We start from the raw sequence: 15,596 nt of genomic DNA, 5'->3' as shown, positions 1-15,596 counted from the left end.
ACTTAGAGGATAGCTGTGGTTCCGCCTTGTGCTTCAATAGCTGCTTTTGCTGTTGCAGAAAATGCATGTGCTTTTACTTCAATCTTAGCCTTCAGTTCACCACGGCCAAGGATTTTAATGCGATCATGCTTTGATGCCAATCCGTTTGCTACTAAAATATCTTTATCAATTGAATTGATCTTTTTTGAATCCACGAGTGCCTGAATGGTATCCAGGTTGATTCCATGGTACTCCACACGGAAAAGGTTAGTGAATCCGAATTTCGGAACACGACGCTGAAGGGGCATCTGGCCACCTTCAAAACCACGCTTCGAACTGTAACCGGAACGCGACTGAGCACCTTTGTGTCCACGGGAAGCTGTGCCACCTGCACCGGAACCGGTACCACGGCCAAGGCGCTTGTTGGTTTTTACTGAACCCTTCGCTGGTTTGAGTGAGGATAAATTCATGGGTTAATCGTTCTTATTTGTTATTGCACGAATTGCTGAATAAATTAAATGTCCTGAGTCTCTACAAGGTGTTGCACCTTGTGGATCATTCCTTTGATTTGCGGAGTGGCTTCCACTTCCACACTACGGTTCATCTTGGTAAGTCCAAGTGCCACCAGTGTGCGTTTCTGGCGCTCCGGGCGATCAATTCCGCTCTTCACGAGTGTGATTTTCACTTTTGCCATGGTCTTTGTTTGTGTTGATTGCCTGATTAAGCAAATTATCCGTTAAATACTTTGGTCATTTTAATGCCACGCTGTTGAGCCACAGTCGCAGGATCACGCATCTGAAGCAATGCATCAATCGTTGCCTTTACCACGTTGTGCGGATTCGAGCTTCCTTTTGATTTTGCCAATACATCGTGAATACCTACGCTCTCAAGCACAGCACGCATCGCACCACCCGCGATAACACCGGTTCCGGGAGCTGCCGGTTTGAGATACACAAGTGCACCACCGAATTTACCGTATGATTCATGAGGAACCGTTCCTTTCAGAACCGGTACTTTCACGAGGTTTTTCTTTGCATCGTCAATTCCTTTTTGAACCGCGTCTGTTACTTCCTTGGCTTTACCAAGTCCATGACCGACTACACCGGATTCATCACCTACCACAACGATGGCGGCGAAACGGAATGCACGTCCACCTTTGGTAACTTTGGTAACCCGGTTGACTGTGACCAAACGGTCCTTCAGTTCAATTTCGCTCGACTTAACGCGCTTTACATTTGTTGCTGACATAGTAATCTTCGATCAGAATGTTTGTGTTGAATTAAAATTCGAGGCCTCCTTCACGAGCTCCTTCGGCAAGGGCTTTCACCCGTCCATGGTAGAGGTAACCTCCACGGTCGAATACAACCGATTTGATACCACTGCTCTGTGCCTTTACCGCAAGCGCTTTGCCTACTTCTTTTGCCAGATCCACTTTCTTGGCTTTGACGCCTTGCATATCTTTTGCTGCAGAGGATGCTGCTACCAGCGTCACTCCTGCAATATCATCAATCAACTGAGCAGAGATCTGCTTGTTGCTGCGGAACACCGAAAGACGCGGACGTTCTGCTGTACCTTTCACCGTTCTGCGGATACGGGTACGAATGCTGTTTCTTCTAAGCTGTTTACGTAACATGACTTAATTATTTTTTAGCAGCTGATTTACCAGCTTTTCTTCTCAGTACTTCATTGGTGAATTTAATACCCTTGCCTTTGTATGGCTCAGGAACACGGAGCGAACGAATCTTCGCGGCTACCGCGCCAAGCAATTGCTTGTCGGCACTCTCAAGCATTATCATCGGCGGCTGACCTTTGTCCTGCTTCGCGCTAACTTTTACCTCTGCAGGTATTTCAAAAATGAAGTGGTGGGAATACCCAAGTACCAGGTCAAGCAATTGTCCTTGTGTACTCGCTTTGTAACCGACACCAATCAGTTCTTGTTGTTTTGTGAAGCCCTGGGATACTCCGATGATCATGTTGTTGATCAGGGAGCGGTACAAACCGTGCAATGCGCGGTGTTGTTTTCCATCCGTTGCACGCACTACTGTGAGTGTGCTTTCGTCGATGTTGACTGAAATTCCTCCTGCAAGCTTTTGCTTGAGTTCCCCTTTCGGTCCTTTCACCTGGACTGTATCATCGGAGATCTTGATCTCTACTTTCGCAGGGATTGTGATCGGCAATTTTCCAATACGTGACATTGTTCGTTTTTCTTTATCGATTAATATACATAGCAAAGAACTTCTCCGCCTACTTTTTCTTTCTTCGCTTCTTTATCGGTCATTACCCCTTTCGAAGTAGAAAGGATAGCGATGCCAAGCCCGTTCAATACACGCGGCATGGTATCCACACCCGAGTACTTACGAAGACCAGGTTTTGAAATACGCGTCAGGTTGCGGATCGCCGGAGCTTTCGTAACCGGATGATATTTCAACGCGATCTTGATAAGGCCTTGCTTATCGTCTTCATCGAATTTGTAATCAAGGATGTAACCTTTTTCCTTCAGGATCTTGGTCATCTCTTTCTTGAGATTCGATGCAGGCACCTGCACAATGCGGTGGTTCGCTTTCACTGCATTACGAATCCGGGTAATGAAGTCTGCAATAGGATCTGTCATTGGTATAACGTTGTTGCGTTTCTTAAATACTATTTCTTAATTACCAGCTGGCTTTTGTAACACCTGGTATCTTTCCTTCAAGAGCCATCTTACGGAAAACGTTCCGGGAGATTCCGAAGGTCCGCATATAACCACGCGGACGACCGGTGAGTTTACAGCGGTTGTGCTTGCGCACGGGGGAGGCATTTTTCGGAAGTTTATCGAGTGCCAGGTAATCGCCTGATGCTTTCAACGCTTCACGCTTCGCCGCGTAACGTGCGGAAAGCCTTGCGCGCTTCACTTCTCTTGCCTTCATTGATTCTTTTGCCATGATATTTTCTTTCGATTTCGGAAATGAATTAATTGGTACGGAAAGGAATTCCAAATTCTTTCAATAGTTCCATCGCTTCTTCATCGGTTTGAGCCGTAGTTACGAAGGTGATATCCATCCCGGTGATTTTATTCACTTTGTCGATATCAATTTCAGGGAAAATGATCTGCTCAGTAACTCCAAGAGTGAAGTTACCATTGCCGTCAAAACCCTTTGGATTGATTCCGCGGAAGTCACGGATACGCGGCAGAGATACCGATACCAGACGATCCAGAAATTCGTACATGTTGACATCACGCAACGTGACACGTACACCGATCGCGACATTCACACGAAGTTTGAAATTGGAAATATCCTTTTTCGATTTCGTCGGAACAGCTTTCTGACCGGTTACATTGGTCATTTCAGTGATCGCGTATTCGATCAGCTTTTTATCGCTCACCGCATCGCCAACACCCTGGTTCACGCAGATTTTTGTCAGGCGTGGAACCTGCATGACGCTCTTGTATTCAAATTTCTTTGTGAGAGCCGGTACAATTTCTTTCTTGTACTTCTCTTTTAAACGTGGTACGTAAGACATTACTTGATTACCTCCCCTGATTTTTTAGAATAACGAACTAATTTTCCGTTCTCCTCTTTACGGCCAACACGTGTAGCGTTGCCTTTGCCATCTACCAACATCACATTGGACAAATGAATCGGAGCTTCTTTTTTAATGATGCCGCCCTGGGTGTTCTTCGCGTTCGGCTTGGTGTGCTTGCTCACCAGGTTCACCCCTTCAACCAATACCTTCCGCGTAGCGCTGAGCACTTCCAGCACACGACCCTGAGATCCTTTGGAATCTCCGGCAATCACTTTCACAATGTCACCCTTGCGGATGTGCAGTTTTGGCTGCTTATTATATTTTCTTTCCATGGGAATAGGAACTTTTTACTGTTGATTAAAGAACTTCAGGAGCCAGTGAAACAATTTTCATGAACTGCTTCTCACGAAGCTCACGGGCAACCGGTCCGAAGATACGTGTGCCACGGAGTTCATCCTGGGCATTCAGTAATACTACGGCATTGTCGTCAAAGCGAATGTAGGAACCGTCTGCACGCTTCACTTCTTTCTTCGTACGAACCACTACGGCTTTCGTCACGGTGCCTTTTTTGATGTTCCCTGATGGCAATGCATGCTTCACAGTCACAACGATCTTGTCGCCCAGGCTGGCATATTTCTTACGGGTTCCACCCAACACGCGGATACAAAGGACTTCTTTCGCCCCGCTGTTGTCGGCTACCACACATCTGGATTCTTGCTGTATCATCGTTTATCGGTAATTAAACGTTTGCACTATTTTTATTGACTGAGCTTCGACCGGGATACCCCGGAATTTCGAAATCAGCCGGCTTATTTATTTTGCTTTCTCGAGGATCTGGGTCAGGCGCCAGCATTTGTTCTTGCTCATCGGACGTGTTTCAGAGATCTTCACAAGATCGCCAACACCACTTTCGTTCTTCTCATCATGCGCCATAAATTTGGTCGTCATCTTGATGAACTTTCCGTATTTCGCATGCTTTACTTTACGCTCTACTGCGACCACAATACTCTTGTTCATTTTGTTGCTTACCACAACGCCAATCCGTTCTTTCCGTAAGCCTCGCTTTTCAATCGTTGTATTTTCCATGGTTGGGACTCCAGGTTATGAGTTGTTTTTTTCAGCTATCACGCGCTTGGTCAGCTCCGTGTTGATCATGGCAATACCGCGACGGATCGTACGGATCTTCATCGGATTCTCGATGGGCGATACGGCATGATTCATTTTCATTTTTGTATACAGCGCTTTCTCTTCTGCCAATCGAAGACGAAGCTCGTCTGTTGTTAATTCTTTGATATCCTCTTGTTTCATTTCGCTTCAGGTTTGTAATTCTCTATTTTATGAAGCCTGATCGTAATCACGGCGCATAATAAACTTGGTGTTCACAGACAACTTCTGTGCTGCAAGACGTAAAGCCTCACGTGCTGTAGCTTCCGGAACTCCTTCAGCTTCGAAAATGATGGTACCCGGCTTCACAACAGCAACCCAGAATTCAGGGTTACCTTTTCCTTTACCCATACGCACCTCCGCGGGTTTGCGGGTAATTGGCTTGTCAGGGAAAATACGGCACCAGATTTGTCCTTCACGCTTCATATAACGTGTCACAGCCACACGGGCTGCTTCGATCTGCTTACTGGGCAACCAGCCGGTCTCCAGAGATTTGATTCCGAACGATCCAAACGCCAGGGAATGTCCACGAGTGGCATTACCCTTTGCTTTCATTTTATGCTGCTTTCTAAATTTCGTTTTCTTCGGCTGTAACATGCTTCAAAGAAGTTTAATCAGTTATATTAATCGCAATAATTAGTCTTTTTTCGGTCCGCGTCCGCCGCCACCACCACGGTTTCCACCGCCACGGTTTCCACCACGACCACCACGGCCGCCACGGTCACCACCACGATCTCCACGCTCACGACGTTCTCCGCCACCCATTGTCTTCGCTGCTGTGCCGGTTGCGCTCGCTCCAATGTTCGGAGACAAATCACGCTTACCGTAAATCTCACCTTTGCAAATCCAAACTTTCACTCCAATTTTACCATAAGAGGTTTGAGCTTCTGCAATCGCGAAATCAATATCCGCACGCAAAGTGTGCAGTGGAATACGTCCTTCTTTGTACTGCTCGGAACGTGCAATTTCTGCTCCGCCCAAACGACCACCAACTTTGATACGAATTCCTTCAGCTCCCATTCTCATTGTCGAAGCGATAGACATCTTCGCTGCGCGACGGAAAGAAATACGAGCTTCAATCTGGCGGGCAACACCGTCAGCCACCAATTGAGCATCCAGTTCCGGACGTTTGATTTCGTAAATATTTATCTGAACATCCTTGTGGGTGAGTTTCTTCAACTCCTCTTTCAGTTTATCTACTTCCTGACCACCTTTTCCGATAACAATGCCCGGACGAGCAGTGTGAATCGTTACAGTAATCAGTTTCATGGTGCGCTCGATCACAATCTTCGCTACGCCGCCCTTTGCAAGACGGGCAAGAAGGTATTTGCGGATCTTCTCATCTTCCACCAGTTTGTCAGCATAATTTTTGCCACCATACCAGTTGGAATCCCATCCTCTGATAATTCCCAGTCGGTTACCTATCGGGTTTGCTTTTTGTCCCATTGTATCTTTTTATTTTCACCCCTGAGGGTTGAATCGGGTTTCTGGTTGATTAATTATTTTGCTTCTTCGGTTGCTGCTGGTTCTGCTTTCGCCGATTGTGGTTTGTTGGCTACGCTGTCCAACACAATAGTCACGTGATTGGAACGCTTACGTACACGGTAACCACGACCTTGTGGTGCCGGACGAAGACGCTTTAACATACGCGCGCTGTCCACCTGGATCAGCTTTACATACACTTTGCCTTCGTCAATTTTATCACCGCTCTTGGTTTCCCAGTTCACGATAGCCGATTGCAACAACTTCTCCAGACGAGCAGCAGGTGCTTTGGCATTATATTTCAAAATATTGAGTGCCTGCATCACTTCCTTACCGCGCACCAGGTCAGCAACAACACGCATCTTACGTGGTGATGTGGGTACGTTAACCAACTTTGCGATAGAGGTCGACTTCAAGTCTTCTTTGCGCTTTTCAGCAGCTAATCTCTTTCTGACTCCCATGATGGATTAAATGATTAATTGAATTTTAATTATGCATTACGGTTACCACTGTGGCCACGGAACGTACGTGTCGGTGCAAATTCTCCGAGTTTGTGACCTACCATGTTTTCCGTAATATATACAGGGATGAATTTATTTCCGTTATGAACTGCAAAGGTATGACCAACGAATTCCGGAGCGATCATCGAAGCACGGGACCATGTTTTGATCACGGTCTTCTTTTTGCTTTCATTCATCTTCACAACTTTCTGCTCAAGATGATGGGCGATATACGGACCTTTTTTAAGTGAACGAGCCATTTTTCTTATTTGATTTTAGAACTTCCGGTGAACTGTTTTAAGCATTCATCCTTTAGTTCATCCATTGATTACTTTTTGCGTTTCTCGATGATGTATTTGTCAGTGGTCTTATTCTTGCGGGTCTTGTAACCTTTTGCAAGTAATCCCTTACGTGAACGCGGATGTCCTCCGGATGCACGACCTTCACCTCCACCCATCGGGTGATCAACCGGGTTCATCGCAACACCACGAACTCGTGGGCGACGGCCCATCCAACGGGAACGACCGGCTTTACCAAGACTTTCCTGGATGTGATCTGCATTGGATACTGTTCCAATAGTAGCAAGACATGCAGTCAAAATCATGCGGGTCTCACCGGAAGGCATTTTCAATACAGCGTATTTACCATCACGCGCAGCAAGCTGTGCATAGGTACCGGCGCTACGGGCAATTTCACCACCCTGACCAGGACGTAATTCAATGTTGTGAATCAACGTACCCAGTGGAATGTCTTTCAAAAACATCGCGTTTCCGATTTCCGGAGTTGCCTCAGGACCAGACATGATCTTTTGACCGACTTTTATCCCGTTCGGTGCAATGATGTATCGCTTCTCTCCGTCTTTGTAATGCACCAATGCAATTCGTGCAGTACGGTTTGGATCGTATTCTACTGTTTTTACAAGACCTTCAACACCGTGCTTCTCACGTTTGAAATCAACCATACGGTACATCTTACGGTGTCCTCCACCAATGTAACGCATCGTCATTTTACCATCAGCATTACGGCCACCATGACTCTTGATGCGGACAACAAGAGTTGGTTCAGGACTTGATGCGGTGATATCGTCATAGGAGTCAACCGTTGTATGACGGTTGCTCGGTGTTGTGGGGCGAAGTTTTCTAACTGCCATTTTGCTTCTCTCCTAAAATTAAATGTTGCTGTAGAAGTCAATGGTCTCACCCTTCTTCAGGGTAACCACAGCTTTCTTGAATGAACCTGTATTTCCAACCTGCACACCGGTTTTGGAATAACGTGTTTTACGTTTTCCTGCATAACGCATCGTGTTGACATCTTCAACAGTCACGTTATACATCTTTTCGATGGCCTGTTTAATCTGGATTTTGTTTGCTTTAATATTCACAACAAATCCGTATTGACCCAGCTTTTCACCTGCTTTGGTCATCTTCTCAGTGATGAGGGGCTTCTTCAGGATGCTCATTTTGCTAAAAATCTATTTTCCAATACAGGAACAGAACCTTCAACCAATACGATAGTTTGCGCATTCATCACATCGTATGTATTCAATTCAGCCGCTGTAGTGACTTTGTTTCTTTGTAAATTTCTTGACGACAGGTAAATGTTCGAGTCGTATTGTGCCAATACAACAAGAGTCTTTTTCTTAGACAGATTGAGATTTTTCATGATCTCAGTATAGCCCTTTGTTTTTGGTGCATCCAACTTGAAATTTTCAAGTACAGCAATGCCGTTTTCTTTTGCCTTATAAGTGAGCGCTGAAAGACAAGCAAGGTGCTTGAGTTTCTTGTTCAGCTTAAAAGAATAATCACGCGGACGAGGACCAAATACACGGCCACCACCAACGAACAAAGGAGATTTCATTGAACCTGCACGGGCTCCGCCTGTACCTTTCTGACGCTTCAGTTTCTTGGTTGTGCGTGCAATTTCAGCACGCTCCTTGGATTTGTGCGTACCCTGGCGCTGGTTAGCCAGAAACTGCTTCACGTCAAGATAAATCGCGTGGTCGTTTGGCTCGATACCGAAAATCTGGTCACTGAGCTTTACCTTTTTGCCGGTCTCTTTACCGGATGTATTGACAACTGCTAATTCCATGTTATTTCTCAACGATTACATATGAACCTTTATGCCCCGGGACCGCTCCTTTAATGATCAACAAATTTTGCTCAGGGATTACTTTTAATACTTCAAGATTTTGAATTTTAATGCGAGCCGCGCCCATGTGACCGGCAGCACGCATACCCTTCATTACACGGGAAGGATCTGAGGAGGCACCCAATGAACCCGGCGCACGCAAACGGTTGTGCTGTCCGTGAGTCTGACCACCCACACCACTAAAGTGGTGACGGCGAACAACACCCTGGAAACCTTTTCCCTTGCTTGTACCTACTACATTCACATATTCTCCTTCAACAAACAAATCCACTTTCACTTCTGAACCCAGAGCCGGTTGCTCCGGAAATTCACGAAACTCGATGACTTTGCGTTTTGGAGTTGTGTTGGTCTTTTTGAAATGACCTTTCATTGCATTGGTTGTGTGCTTGTCCTTCTTGTCTTCGAAAGCAAGCTGCACAGCTTCATAACCGTCGTTTTCTTTTGTCCGCACTTGCGTAACAACACACGGTCCGGCAAGAATCACGGTGCAGGGGATGTATTTCCCCTCAGCTCCGAAGACACTTGTCATTCCGATTTTCTTTCCGATAATTCCAGACATGGTTTTTCGTTTTTGGGCCAGCGGTTTGAAGTTTTGCTTCAAACATTCGCCATTTTATTTATTGTAATTGATTAACTCGCTTTGATTTCTACTTCCACACCACTCGGCAACTCCAGTTTCATTAAGGCATCCACTGTTTTCGCTGAGGAATTGTAGATGTCGAGAAGACGCTTGTATGAACACAATTGGAATTGTTCACGTGCCTTCTTGTTCACGTGAGGGGAACGGAGAACAGTAAAGATCTTTTTGTCTGTTGGTAACGGAATTGGTCCGTTCACTACAGCACCTGTGATCTTCACAGTTTTCACGATCTTCTCTGCTGATTTGTCAACCAGGTTGTGATCGTAGGATTTTAATTTGATGCGGATTCGCTGAGACATGATGAAAGAACGTTTATATAGATTCGGTACTAATATTTTTACAATTATACTTTTTCAGCTTTCGCTTTACCTTTTGCTTTTGCAATTACTTCTTCAGCAAGGCTGCGTGGGCATTCAGCGTAGTGAGAGAATTCCATTGTAGAAGAAGCGCGACCGGAAGTGATGGTACGCAAAGAAGTTACATAACCAAACATTTCAGACAGCGGAACTTTTGCTTTGATAACCTGAGCTCCCGCACGTGTGTCCATACCTTCAAGGTGACCACGACGTTTGTTCAAATCACCCATTACGTCTCCCATGTACAGATCAGGAGTAACTACTTCTACCTTCATGATAGGCTCCATCAACACCGGCTTCGCTTTGCTTGCCGCTTCACGGAAACCGATCTTGGCACAGATTTCGAATGACAAAGCATCAGAGTCAACACTGTGGTAAGAACCGTCGAACAGACGAACTTTCATACTGTCGAGGTGATAACCGGCCAATGGACCATTGTTCATTGCCTGCTCAAAACCTTTCTGAACAGAAGGAACGAATTCACGTGGGATATTACCACCGGTAATTTCATTCACAAACTGAAGACCGGTATGACCTTTTTCCAGCCACTCTTTATCAGCAGGAGAAATCTCGAACTGAATGTCAGCGAATTTACCACGACCACCGGTTTGCTTTTTGTAAACTTCACGGTGATTGGTGCCTGCTGTAAGAGCTTCTTTATAGTTAACCTGAGGAGCACCCTGGTTACATTCAACTTTAAATTCACGCTTCAGACGATCCACGATGATCTCAAGGTGCAACTCTCCCATTCCGGAGATTACAGTTTGTCCTGTTTCTTCATCAGTATGTACACGGAATGTAGGATCCTCTTCCGCGAGTTTCGCGAGAGCCATACCCATTTTGTCCATGTCCGCCTGAGTCTTTGGCTCAACCGCAAGACCGATAACCGGTACCGGGAAGCTCATGGACTCAAGTACAATTGGATTGTTTGGATCACAAAGTGTATCTCCTGTTTTGATTTCTTTGAAACCAACTGCAGCACCGATGTCACCCGCTTCAATAAAGTCGATCGGACTTTGTTTGTTCGCGTGCATACGGATGATACGTGAGATACGCTCATTCTTATTGGAACGTGCATTGAGCACATAACTACCTGCATCCAGTCTTCCGGAATATACACGGAAGAAAGCCAGACGACCCACGAAAGGATCCGTCATGATTTTAAATGCAAGAGCAGCAAATTTATCTTTTGGATCAGGTCTGCGTTCTTCTTCTTTATCTGTCTCAGGATTGATTCCTTTTACTGCAGCAACATCTGTTGGTGCAGGAAGATACTGGATCACTCCGTCAAGCATCGCCTGAACACCTTTGTTCTTGAAGGCTGAACCACACATCAAAGGAGTAATCTTCATCGCGATAGTAGCCTTACGGATAGCAATACGCAATTCATCTTCAGTGATGGAATTCGGGTTCTCGAAAAATTTCTCCATCAGGTGATCGTCAAATTCAGCAACAGCTTCCACCAGGTTTGCACGCCAGTGATTCACTTCTGCCTGCATATCGATCGGAATAGGAACTTCATCAAAGGTTGCTCCTTTCGTTTCATCATGCCAGATAATGGCTTTGTTTGAAATCAAATCAACAACACCTTTGAACATATCCTCAGCACCAATAGGAAGCTGAAGTGGAACCGGATTTCCGTGAAGACGCTCTTTTACCTGCTGAACAACATTCAAAAAGTTCGCTCCGGCACGGTCCATCTTGTTGACAAAACCTATACGCGGAACGTGATATTTGTTCATCTGACGCCATACTGTTTCAGATTGAGGTTCAACACCACCAACCGCACAGAAAAGCGCGACAGCACCATCGAGTACACGCAGTGAACGCTCAACTTCTACAGTGAAGTCAACGTGTCCCGGAGTATCAATGATGTTAATTTTATAAACTTCGTTGAGGTAATTCCAATAAGTAGTTGTAGCCGCCGATGTAATGGTGATTCCACGCTCCTGCTCCTGAACCATCCAGTCCATGGTAGCAGCACCTTCGTGTACTTCACCGATTTTATGAACCTTACCAGTATAGTAAAGGACACGTTCGGTCGTGGTCGTCTTTCCTGCATCAATGTGTGCAGAGATCCCAATGTTGCGAGTATGTGATAATTCTTTGCTCATCTGATTAGTTATCCGTTAATCATAACGATAGTTATTTCTTTTTTCGCGATAACGGGACACTTTGAACCGGTATTCTCTTCCGCTGTTTCCAGCGTCCGACTCAGTTATCCTGTAGTTTCCCTTGCTCGTTTTCTGCGGCAAGTCAGTGGTTATCCTGAAAAGAAAGAACTACTTATTATGGGTGACGATTGCTCGTCGTTTATTCAATTTTCAGCAAGCGACCCTTTCTATAGTCTCGTGCTGCACTCTTTTATTTATGCTTTGAAGTGAGAGAACGCTTTGTTCGCCTCTGCCATCCTGTGCGTATCTTCTTTTTTCTTTACTGCAGCACCTTCACCTTTTGAAGCTGCGATGATTTCACCAGCCAGACGTTCTGCCATTGATTTCTCATTACGACTGCGTGAATATGAAATCAACCATTTTATTGTCAATGCAATTCTGCGATCCGGACGAATTTCACTCGGAATCTGGAAAGTCGCTCCACCTACACGACGGCTCTTTACCTCTACGGTTGGCATCACGTTGGTCATTGCTTTTTTCCACATATCCAGACCATTTTCTTTGGTCTTTTCTTCAACACGTGTAACAGCATCGTAAAAAATACCATAAGCGGTACTCTTGTTTCCGCCGTACATCAGGTTATTCACAAAACGGGTAACCAGTGTATCGTTGAATTTCGGATCTGGTAACAGAATTCTCTTTTTTGGTTTCGACTTACGCATCGTATTTCAGTCCTGTTGATTGCGAACTTTCGTTCTTAATTTTTTAATTATTTCTTAGCAGCTGGAGCACCCGCTTTTGGACGCTTTGTGCCGTATTTACTACGTTGTTGTTTACGACCCTCAACTCCGGCTGTATCGAGTGTTCCACGAATGATGTGGTAACGTACTCCCGGAAGATCTTTTACCCGGCCTCCACGAATCATCACGATAGAGTGCTCCTGAAGATTGTGCCCTTCACCCGGAATGTATGCTGTAACCTCGTATTTGTTGGTCAAACGTACACGGGCAACCTTACGCATCGCCGAATTCGGCTTCTTTGGAGTTGTCGTGTACACACGTGTACAAACACCACGACGCTGAGGACAAGATGCAAGAGCCGGTGATTTGCTCTTATCAATCAATTTTTCACGTCCCTTGCGAACTAACTGCTGTATTGTAGGCATTCTTAATCGTTTCTTTCGGGTTAAGATTCAGGTAATTATGCGTTTTTACCCTATTTTTAGGGAATGCAAAGGTACACGATCTTTTTTATTTACCAAATCCTGTTGATAAAATATTTTCAACAAATCGACTGAAAATCTGGACGAAAGAAGGAAAAGGCCGGAAAGCAGGGATAAATGATTATTAAAAATTAGTAAATTAAAATTTTATGAACAGAATTCCTGAATTTTATTCTAAAATCGAAGTATCCTAAAATATTTGCCTTCAGGCTGTTCAATTCATAAAATGGCACAAAAAAAGCTGCCATCAATAAAGATGGCAGCACGGATTATTTTGAAAAGCCTCGATCAGGCTACTTTCAGTTTATTAACATTCGATTTCGCGAATTTCTCTTTGGCATAACTCAGCGTAACATGAAAGTCCTTAATCCCCTGCTTACTGGTCGGGAGTTCAAACATGGCATCTAATAGAATAGCCTCACAGATGGATCTCAATCCCCTGGCTCCAAGTTTGAATTCAAAAGCCTTTTCTACAATGAAATCCAATACTGCCTTGTCTACATTCAGGGTAATTCCCTCAATTTGGAACAATTTCTCGTATTGTTTCATCAATGCATTCTTCGGCTCAGACAAAATAGCCCTTAAAGTTACCTTGTCAAGCGGATCCAAATGTGCCAAGACCGGCAATCTGCCTATCAGCTCGGGAATGATTCCAAAAGCTTTCAAATCAACTGGTGAGATGTATTGTAAATAATTCGCCTTATCAATCTGGTCATTATCCTTGCCGGCTTTGAATCCAATCGCATTCGCCTGTAGACGTTTCGCGATCTTTTTATCGATTCCGTCAAACGCCCCACCACAAATGAACAGGATATTCTGAGTATCCATGGTGATCATCTTTTGTTCCGGATGCTTCCTTCCCCCTTGAGGAGGAACATTAACCATGGAACCCTCTAGCAATTTGAGTAATGCTTGCTGTACGCCTTCTCCACTAACATCACGCGTGATAGATGGATTATCACTCTTACGGGCGATTTTATCAATTTCGTCAATATAAACGATACCTCTTTCCGCAGAGGCTACATCGTAATCAGCCGACTGTAACAAACGGGTAAGAATGCTTTCTACATCTTCCCCAACATATCCTGCCTCAGTGAGAACTGTTGCATCAGCAATGCAAAATGGAACATTCAGCATCTTCGCAATGGTACGTGCCAGCAGCGTTTTTCCTGTACCCGTTTCACCTACAAGGATGATGTTCGATTTTTCAATTTCAACCTCATCCTGCTTCTTAATTTTCGAGGAAATCCTTTTGTAATGATTGTAAACCGCAACAGCGAGTACTTTCTTAGCTTCATCCTGACCAATTACATATTGATCCAGAAATTTCTTGATTTCTGTAGGTTTTAAAAGGGTCAGGTGTCCGTTTATGGTGTTTTTCAGCTTACTGTTCATCTCATCATTGAGAATGTTTTGTGCTTGCTGAATACACTGATCACAGATATGACCTGTGATACCGGCGATTAATACGTAAGTCTCGCTTTTATCACGTCCGCAAAATGAACACTTGATTTCTTTCTGATTTTTCATAAAAAACAGCGAAGGATTAGAAAATTTAAACGCAAGCTAAAGAAAATAGTTCAAATTCTTAAACTATTTGGTCTTCAAGCTTGCGTTTTAAATCAAAATCGTAAGAAATGCTCTTTCTTATTTCTTCCTGGTAAGAATTTCATCGATCATTCCATAGGCCTTGGATTCCTCCGCAGTCATCCAGTAATCACGATCTGAATCTTTCCAAACCCTATCGTATTCCTGTCCGGAATGAGTGGCAATGATTTCGTACAGTTCTTTCTTCAATTTTTGAATTTCACGAGCTGTGATTTCAATATCGGAAGCTTGTCCCTCTGCTCCACCCATTGGCTGGTGTATCATGATACGGGCATGTTTCAAAGCTGCCCGCTTGCCTTTTGTTCCCGCGCACATCAGCACAGCTGCCATGGAAGCCGCCATGCCTGTACAAATCGTAGCGATCGCGGGTTGAACAAATTGCATCGTATCGTAAATGCCCAAACCGGCATACACTGATCCGCCCGGACTATTCATGTAAATCTGAATATCCTTCTTTGCATCCACCGATTCAAGAAACAGCAATTGAGCCTGGATGATATTGGATACATAGTCATTAATACCTACGCCGAGGAAGATAATCCGGTCCATCATCAGACGGGAAAACACATCCATGGTCGCGATATTGAGCTGACGTTCTTCAATAATTGTTGGTGATATGTAATCAGCTCTTACAGCCGAAACAAATGAGTCGACCGATAAGCTGCTGATTCCACGGTGTTTCACAGCATACTTTCTAAATTCATCTGAATAATTCATAGTTCTCCTTAAAGTTTATGAGGTATATTATTGTACTAGTAGACGCATCATGCCGAAAAATATTTTCAGCATACCAAAATTACTCCCCTCCTGCACCGGACTTCCTTCCACTGGAAATAGTTTTCAACAACGAAAACCAATCCATTTAAAGCAATTCCACAA

At 44.5% G+C, this 15,596-nt stretch carries 26 protein-coding genes; all 26 read right to left on the bottom strand.

Annotation, left to right across the window (positions count from 1 at the left end; translation table 11 throughout):
• Nucleotides 1–2 precede the first annotated feature (2 nt).
• The 26 genes from rplO to clpP all read right to left on the bottom strand — a co-directional run bounded on the left by rplO (nucleotide 3) and on the right by clpP (nucleotide 15,434).
• Entirely contained in the window at nucleotides 3–449 is a 447-nt protein-coding gene (gene rplO / locus IPP86_09970) for a 50S ribosomal protein L15 (GenBank protein MBL0138842.1), read from the bottom strand.
• 44 nt (nucleotides 450–493) lie between these two features.
• The gene (gene rpmD / locus IPP86_09965) at nucleotides 494–673 is read right to left on the bottom strand and encodes a 50S ribosomal protein L30 (GenBank protein ID MBL0138841.1); all 180 of its coding nucleotides are present in this window, start codon (nucleotides 671–673) and stop codon (nucleotides 494–496) included.
• Nucleotides 674–708: 35 nt separating this feature from the next.
• The gene (rpsE, locus tag IPP86_09960; protein ID MBL0138840.1) at nucleotides 709–1,227 is read right to left on the bottom strand and encodes a 30S ribosomal protein S5; all 519 of its coding nucleotides are present in this window, start codon (nucleotides 1,225–1,227) and stop codon (nucleotides 709–711) included.
• A gap of 31 nt (nucleotides 1,228–1,258) precedes the next feature.
• Complete coding sequence (rplR, locus tag IPP86_09955) at nucleotides 1,259–1,612, bottom strand: 50S ribosomal protein L18 (protein ID MBL0138839.1); 354 nt, start codon at nucleotides 1,610–1,612, stop codon at nucleotides 1,259–1,261.
• Nucleotides 1,613–1,619: 7 nt separating this feature from the next.
• Complete coding sequence (gene rplF, locus IPP86_09950) at nucleotides 1,620–2,174, bottom strand: 50S ribosomal protein L6 (protein ID MBL0138838.1); 555 nt, start codon at nucleotides 2,172–2,174, stop codon at nucleotides 1,620–1,622.
• A 20-nt stretch (nucleotides 2,175–2,194) separates the two neighbouring features.
• A complete protein-coding gene (rpsH, locus tag IPP86_09945) occupies nucleotides 2,195–2,590 on the bottom strand; it encodes a 30S ribosomal protein S8 (protein ID MBL0138837.1) in 396 nt (131 codons plus the stop codon).
• 40 nt (nucleotides 2,591–2,630) lie between these two features.
• A complete protein-coding gene (rpsN, locus tag IPP86_09940; protein MBL0138836.1) occupies nucleotides 2,631–2,900 on the bottom strand; it encodes a 30S ribosomal protein S14 in 270 nt (89 codons plus the stop codon).
• Nucleotides 2,901–2,928: 28 nt separating this feature from the next.
• Nucleotides 2,929–3,480: a 50S ribosomal protein L5 gene (rplE, locus tag IPP86_09935; protein MBL0138835.1), complete on the bottom strand. Its 552-nt coding sequence runs from the start codon at nucleotides 3,478–3,480 to the stop codon at nucleotides 2,929–2,931.
• Nucleotides 3,480–3,785 (bottom strand): 50S ribosomal protein L24, encoded by a 306-nt coding sequence (rplX, locus tag IPP86_09930; GenBank protein MBL0138834.1) that lies wholly within the window; start codon nucleotides 3,783–3,785, stop codon nucleotides 3,480–3,482. Before rplX ends, rplE begins: the two co-directional genes overlap by 1 nt.
• A gap of 55 nt (nucleotides 3,786–3,840) precedes the next feature.
• Nucleotides 3,841–4,209 carry a 50S ribosomal protein L14 gene (gene rplN / locus IPP86_09925; GenBank protein ID MBL0138833.1) on the bottom strand — a complete coding sequence of 123 codons (369 nt, stop codon included), beginning with the start codon at nucleotides 4,207–4,209 and terminating at the stop codon, nucleotides 3,841–3,843.
• 87 nt (nucleotides 4,210–4,296) lie between these two features.
• Entirely contained in the window at nucleotides 4,297–4,569 is a 273-nt protein-coding gene (gene rpsQ, locus IPP86_09920; protein MBL0138832.1) for a 30S ribosomal protein S17, read from the bottom strand.
• A 15-nt stretch (nucleotides 4,570–4,584) separates the two neighbouring features.
• Nucleotides 4,585–4,791 (bottom strand): 50S ribosomal protein L29, encoded by a 207-nt coding sequence (gene rpmC, locus IPP86_09915; GenBank protein ID MBL0138831.1) that lies wholly within the window; start codon nucleotides 4,789–4,791, stop codon nucleotides 4,585–4,587.
• A 27-nt stretch (nucleotides 4,792–4,818) separates the two neighbouring features.
• A complete protein-coding gene (rplP, locus tag IPP86_09910) occupies nucleotides 4,819–5,244 on the bottom strand; it encodes a 50S ribosomal protein L16 (GenBank protein MBL0138830.1) in 426 nt (141 codons plus the stop codon).
• Nucleotides 5,245–5,283: 39 nt separating this feature from the next.
• Nucleotides 5,284–6,093, bottom strand: a complete 810-nt coding sequence (rpsC, locus tag IPP86_09905; GenBank protein MBL0138829.1) for a 30S ribosomal protein S3 — start codon at nucleotides 6,091–6,093, stop codon at nucleotides 5,284–5,286.
• Between the two features lie 53 nt (nucleotides 6,094–6,146).
• The gene (gene rplV, locus IPP86_09900) at nucleotides 6,147–6,590 is read right to left on the bottom strand and encodes a 50S ribosomal protein L22 (protein ID MBL0138828.1); all 444 of its coding nucleotides are present in this window, start codon (nucleotides 6,588–6,590) and stop codon (nucleotides 6,147–6,149) included.
• Between the two features lie 29 nt (nucleotides 6,591–6,619).
• Complete coding sequence (rpsS, locus tag IPP86_09895) at nucleotides 6,620–6,889, bottom strand: 30S ribosomal protein S19 (protein ID MBL0138827.1); 270 nt, start codon at nucleotides 6,887–6,889, stop codon at nucleotides 6,620–6,622.
• A gap of 68 nt (nucleotides 6,890–6,957) precedes the next feature.
• Entirely contained in the window at nucleotides 6,958–7,779 is an 822-nt protein-coding gene (rplB, locus tag IPP86_09890; GenBank protein MBL0138826.1) for a 50S ribosomal protein L2, read from the bottom strand.
• Nucleotides 7,780–7,797: 18 nt separating this feature from the next.
• Nucleotides 7,798–8,088, bottom strand: a complete 291-nt coding sequence (gene rplW / locus IPP86_09885; GenBank protein MBL0138825.1) for a 50S ribosomal protein L23 — start codon at nucleotides 8,086–8,088, stop codon at nucleotides 7,798–7,800.
• Complete coding sequence (rplD, locus tag IPP86_09880; GenBank protein MBL0138824.1) at nucleotides 8,085–8,717, bottom strand: 50S ribosomal protein L4; 633 nt, start codon at nucleotides 8,715–8,717, stop codon at nucleotides 8,085–8,087. Before rplD ends, rplW begins: the two co-directional genes overlap by 4 nt.
• Before the next feature lies 1 nt (nucleotide 8,718).
• On the bottom strand, nucleotides 8,719–9,336 hold the full coding sequence (gene rplC, locus IPP86_09875) for a 50S ribosomal protein L3 (protein ID MBL0138823.1): 618 nt from the start codon (nucleotides 9,334–9,336) through the stop codon (nucleotides 8,719–8,721).
• Between the two features lie 71 nt (nucleotides 9,337–9,407).
• Nucleotides 9,408–9,716: a 30S ribosomal protein S10 gene (gene rpsJ, locus IPP86_09870; GenBank protein MBL0138822.1), complete on the bottom strand. Its 309-nt coding sequence runs from the start codon at nucleotides 9,714–9,716 to the stop codon at nucleotides 9,408–9,410.
• A gap of 44 nt (nucleotides 9,717–9,760) precedes the next feature.
• Entirely contained in the window at nucleotides 9,761–11,887 is a 2,127-nt protein-coding gene (gene fusA, locus IPP86_09865) for an elongation factor G (GenBank protein MBL0138821.1), read from the bottom strand.
• 254 nt (nucleotides 11,888–12,141) lie between these two features.
• Nucleotides 12,142–12,609, bottom strand: a complete 468-nt coding sequence (rpsG, locus tag IPP86_09860) for a 30S ribosomal protein S7 (GenBank protein MBL0138820.1) — start codon at nucleotides 12,607–12,609, stop codon at nucleotides 12,142–12,144.
• Between the two features lie 47 nt (nucleotides 12,610–12,656).
• Nucleotides 12,657–13,052 (bottom strand): 30S ribosomal protein S12, encoded by a 396-nt coding sequence (locus IPP86_09855; protein MBL0138819.1) that lies wholly within the window; start codon nucleotides 13,050–13,052, stop codon nucleotides 12,657–12,659.
• Nucleotides 13,053–13,397: 345 nt separating this feature from the next.
• Nucleotides 13,398–14,639, bottom strand: a complete 1,242-nt coding sequence (gene clpX / locus IPP86_09850; GenBank protein ID MBL0138818.1) for an ATP-dependent Clp protease ATP-binding subunit ClpX — start codon at nucleotides 14,637–14,639, stop codon at nucleotides 13,398–13,400.
• A 117-nt stretch (nucleotides 14,640–14,756) separates the two neighbouring features.
• Nucleotides 14,757–15,434, bottom strand: a complete 678-nt coding sequence (gene clpP, locus IPP86_09845) for an ATP-dependent Clp endopeptidase proteolytic subunit ClpP (GenBank protein MBL0138817.1) — start codon at nucleotides 15,432–15,434, stop codon at nucleotides 14,757–14,759.
• Between the last annotated feature and the right edge of the window lie 162 nt (nucleotides 15,435–15,596).

The organism is Bacteroidota bacterium, assembly GCA_016720935.1.
Taxonomy (GTDB): domain Bacteria; phylum Bacteroidota; class Bacteroidia; order AKYH767-A; family 2013-40CM-41-45; genus JADKJP01.
Note: the sequence above shows the minus strand (reverse complement) of the source record. Positions and strands in the feature narration are given on the sequence as shown.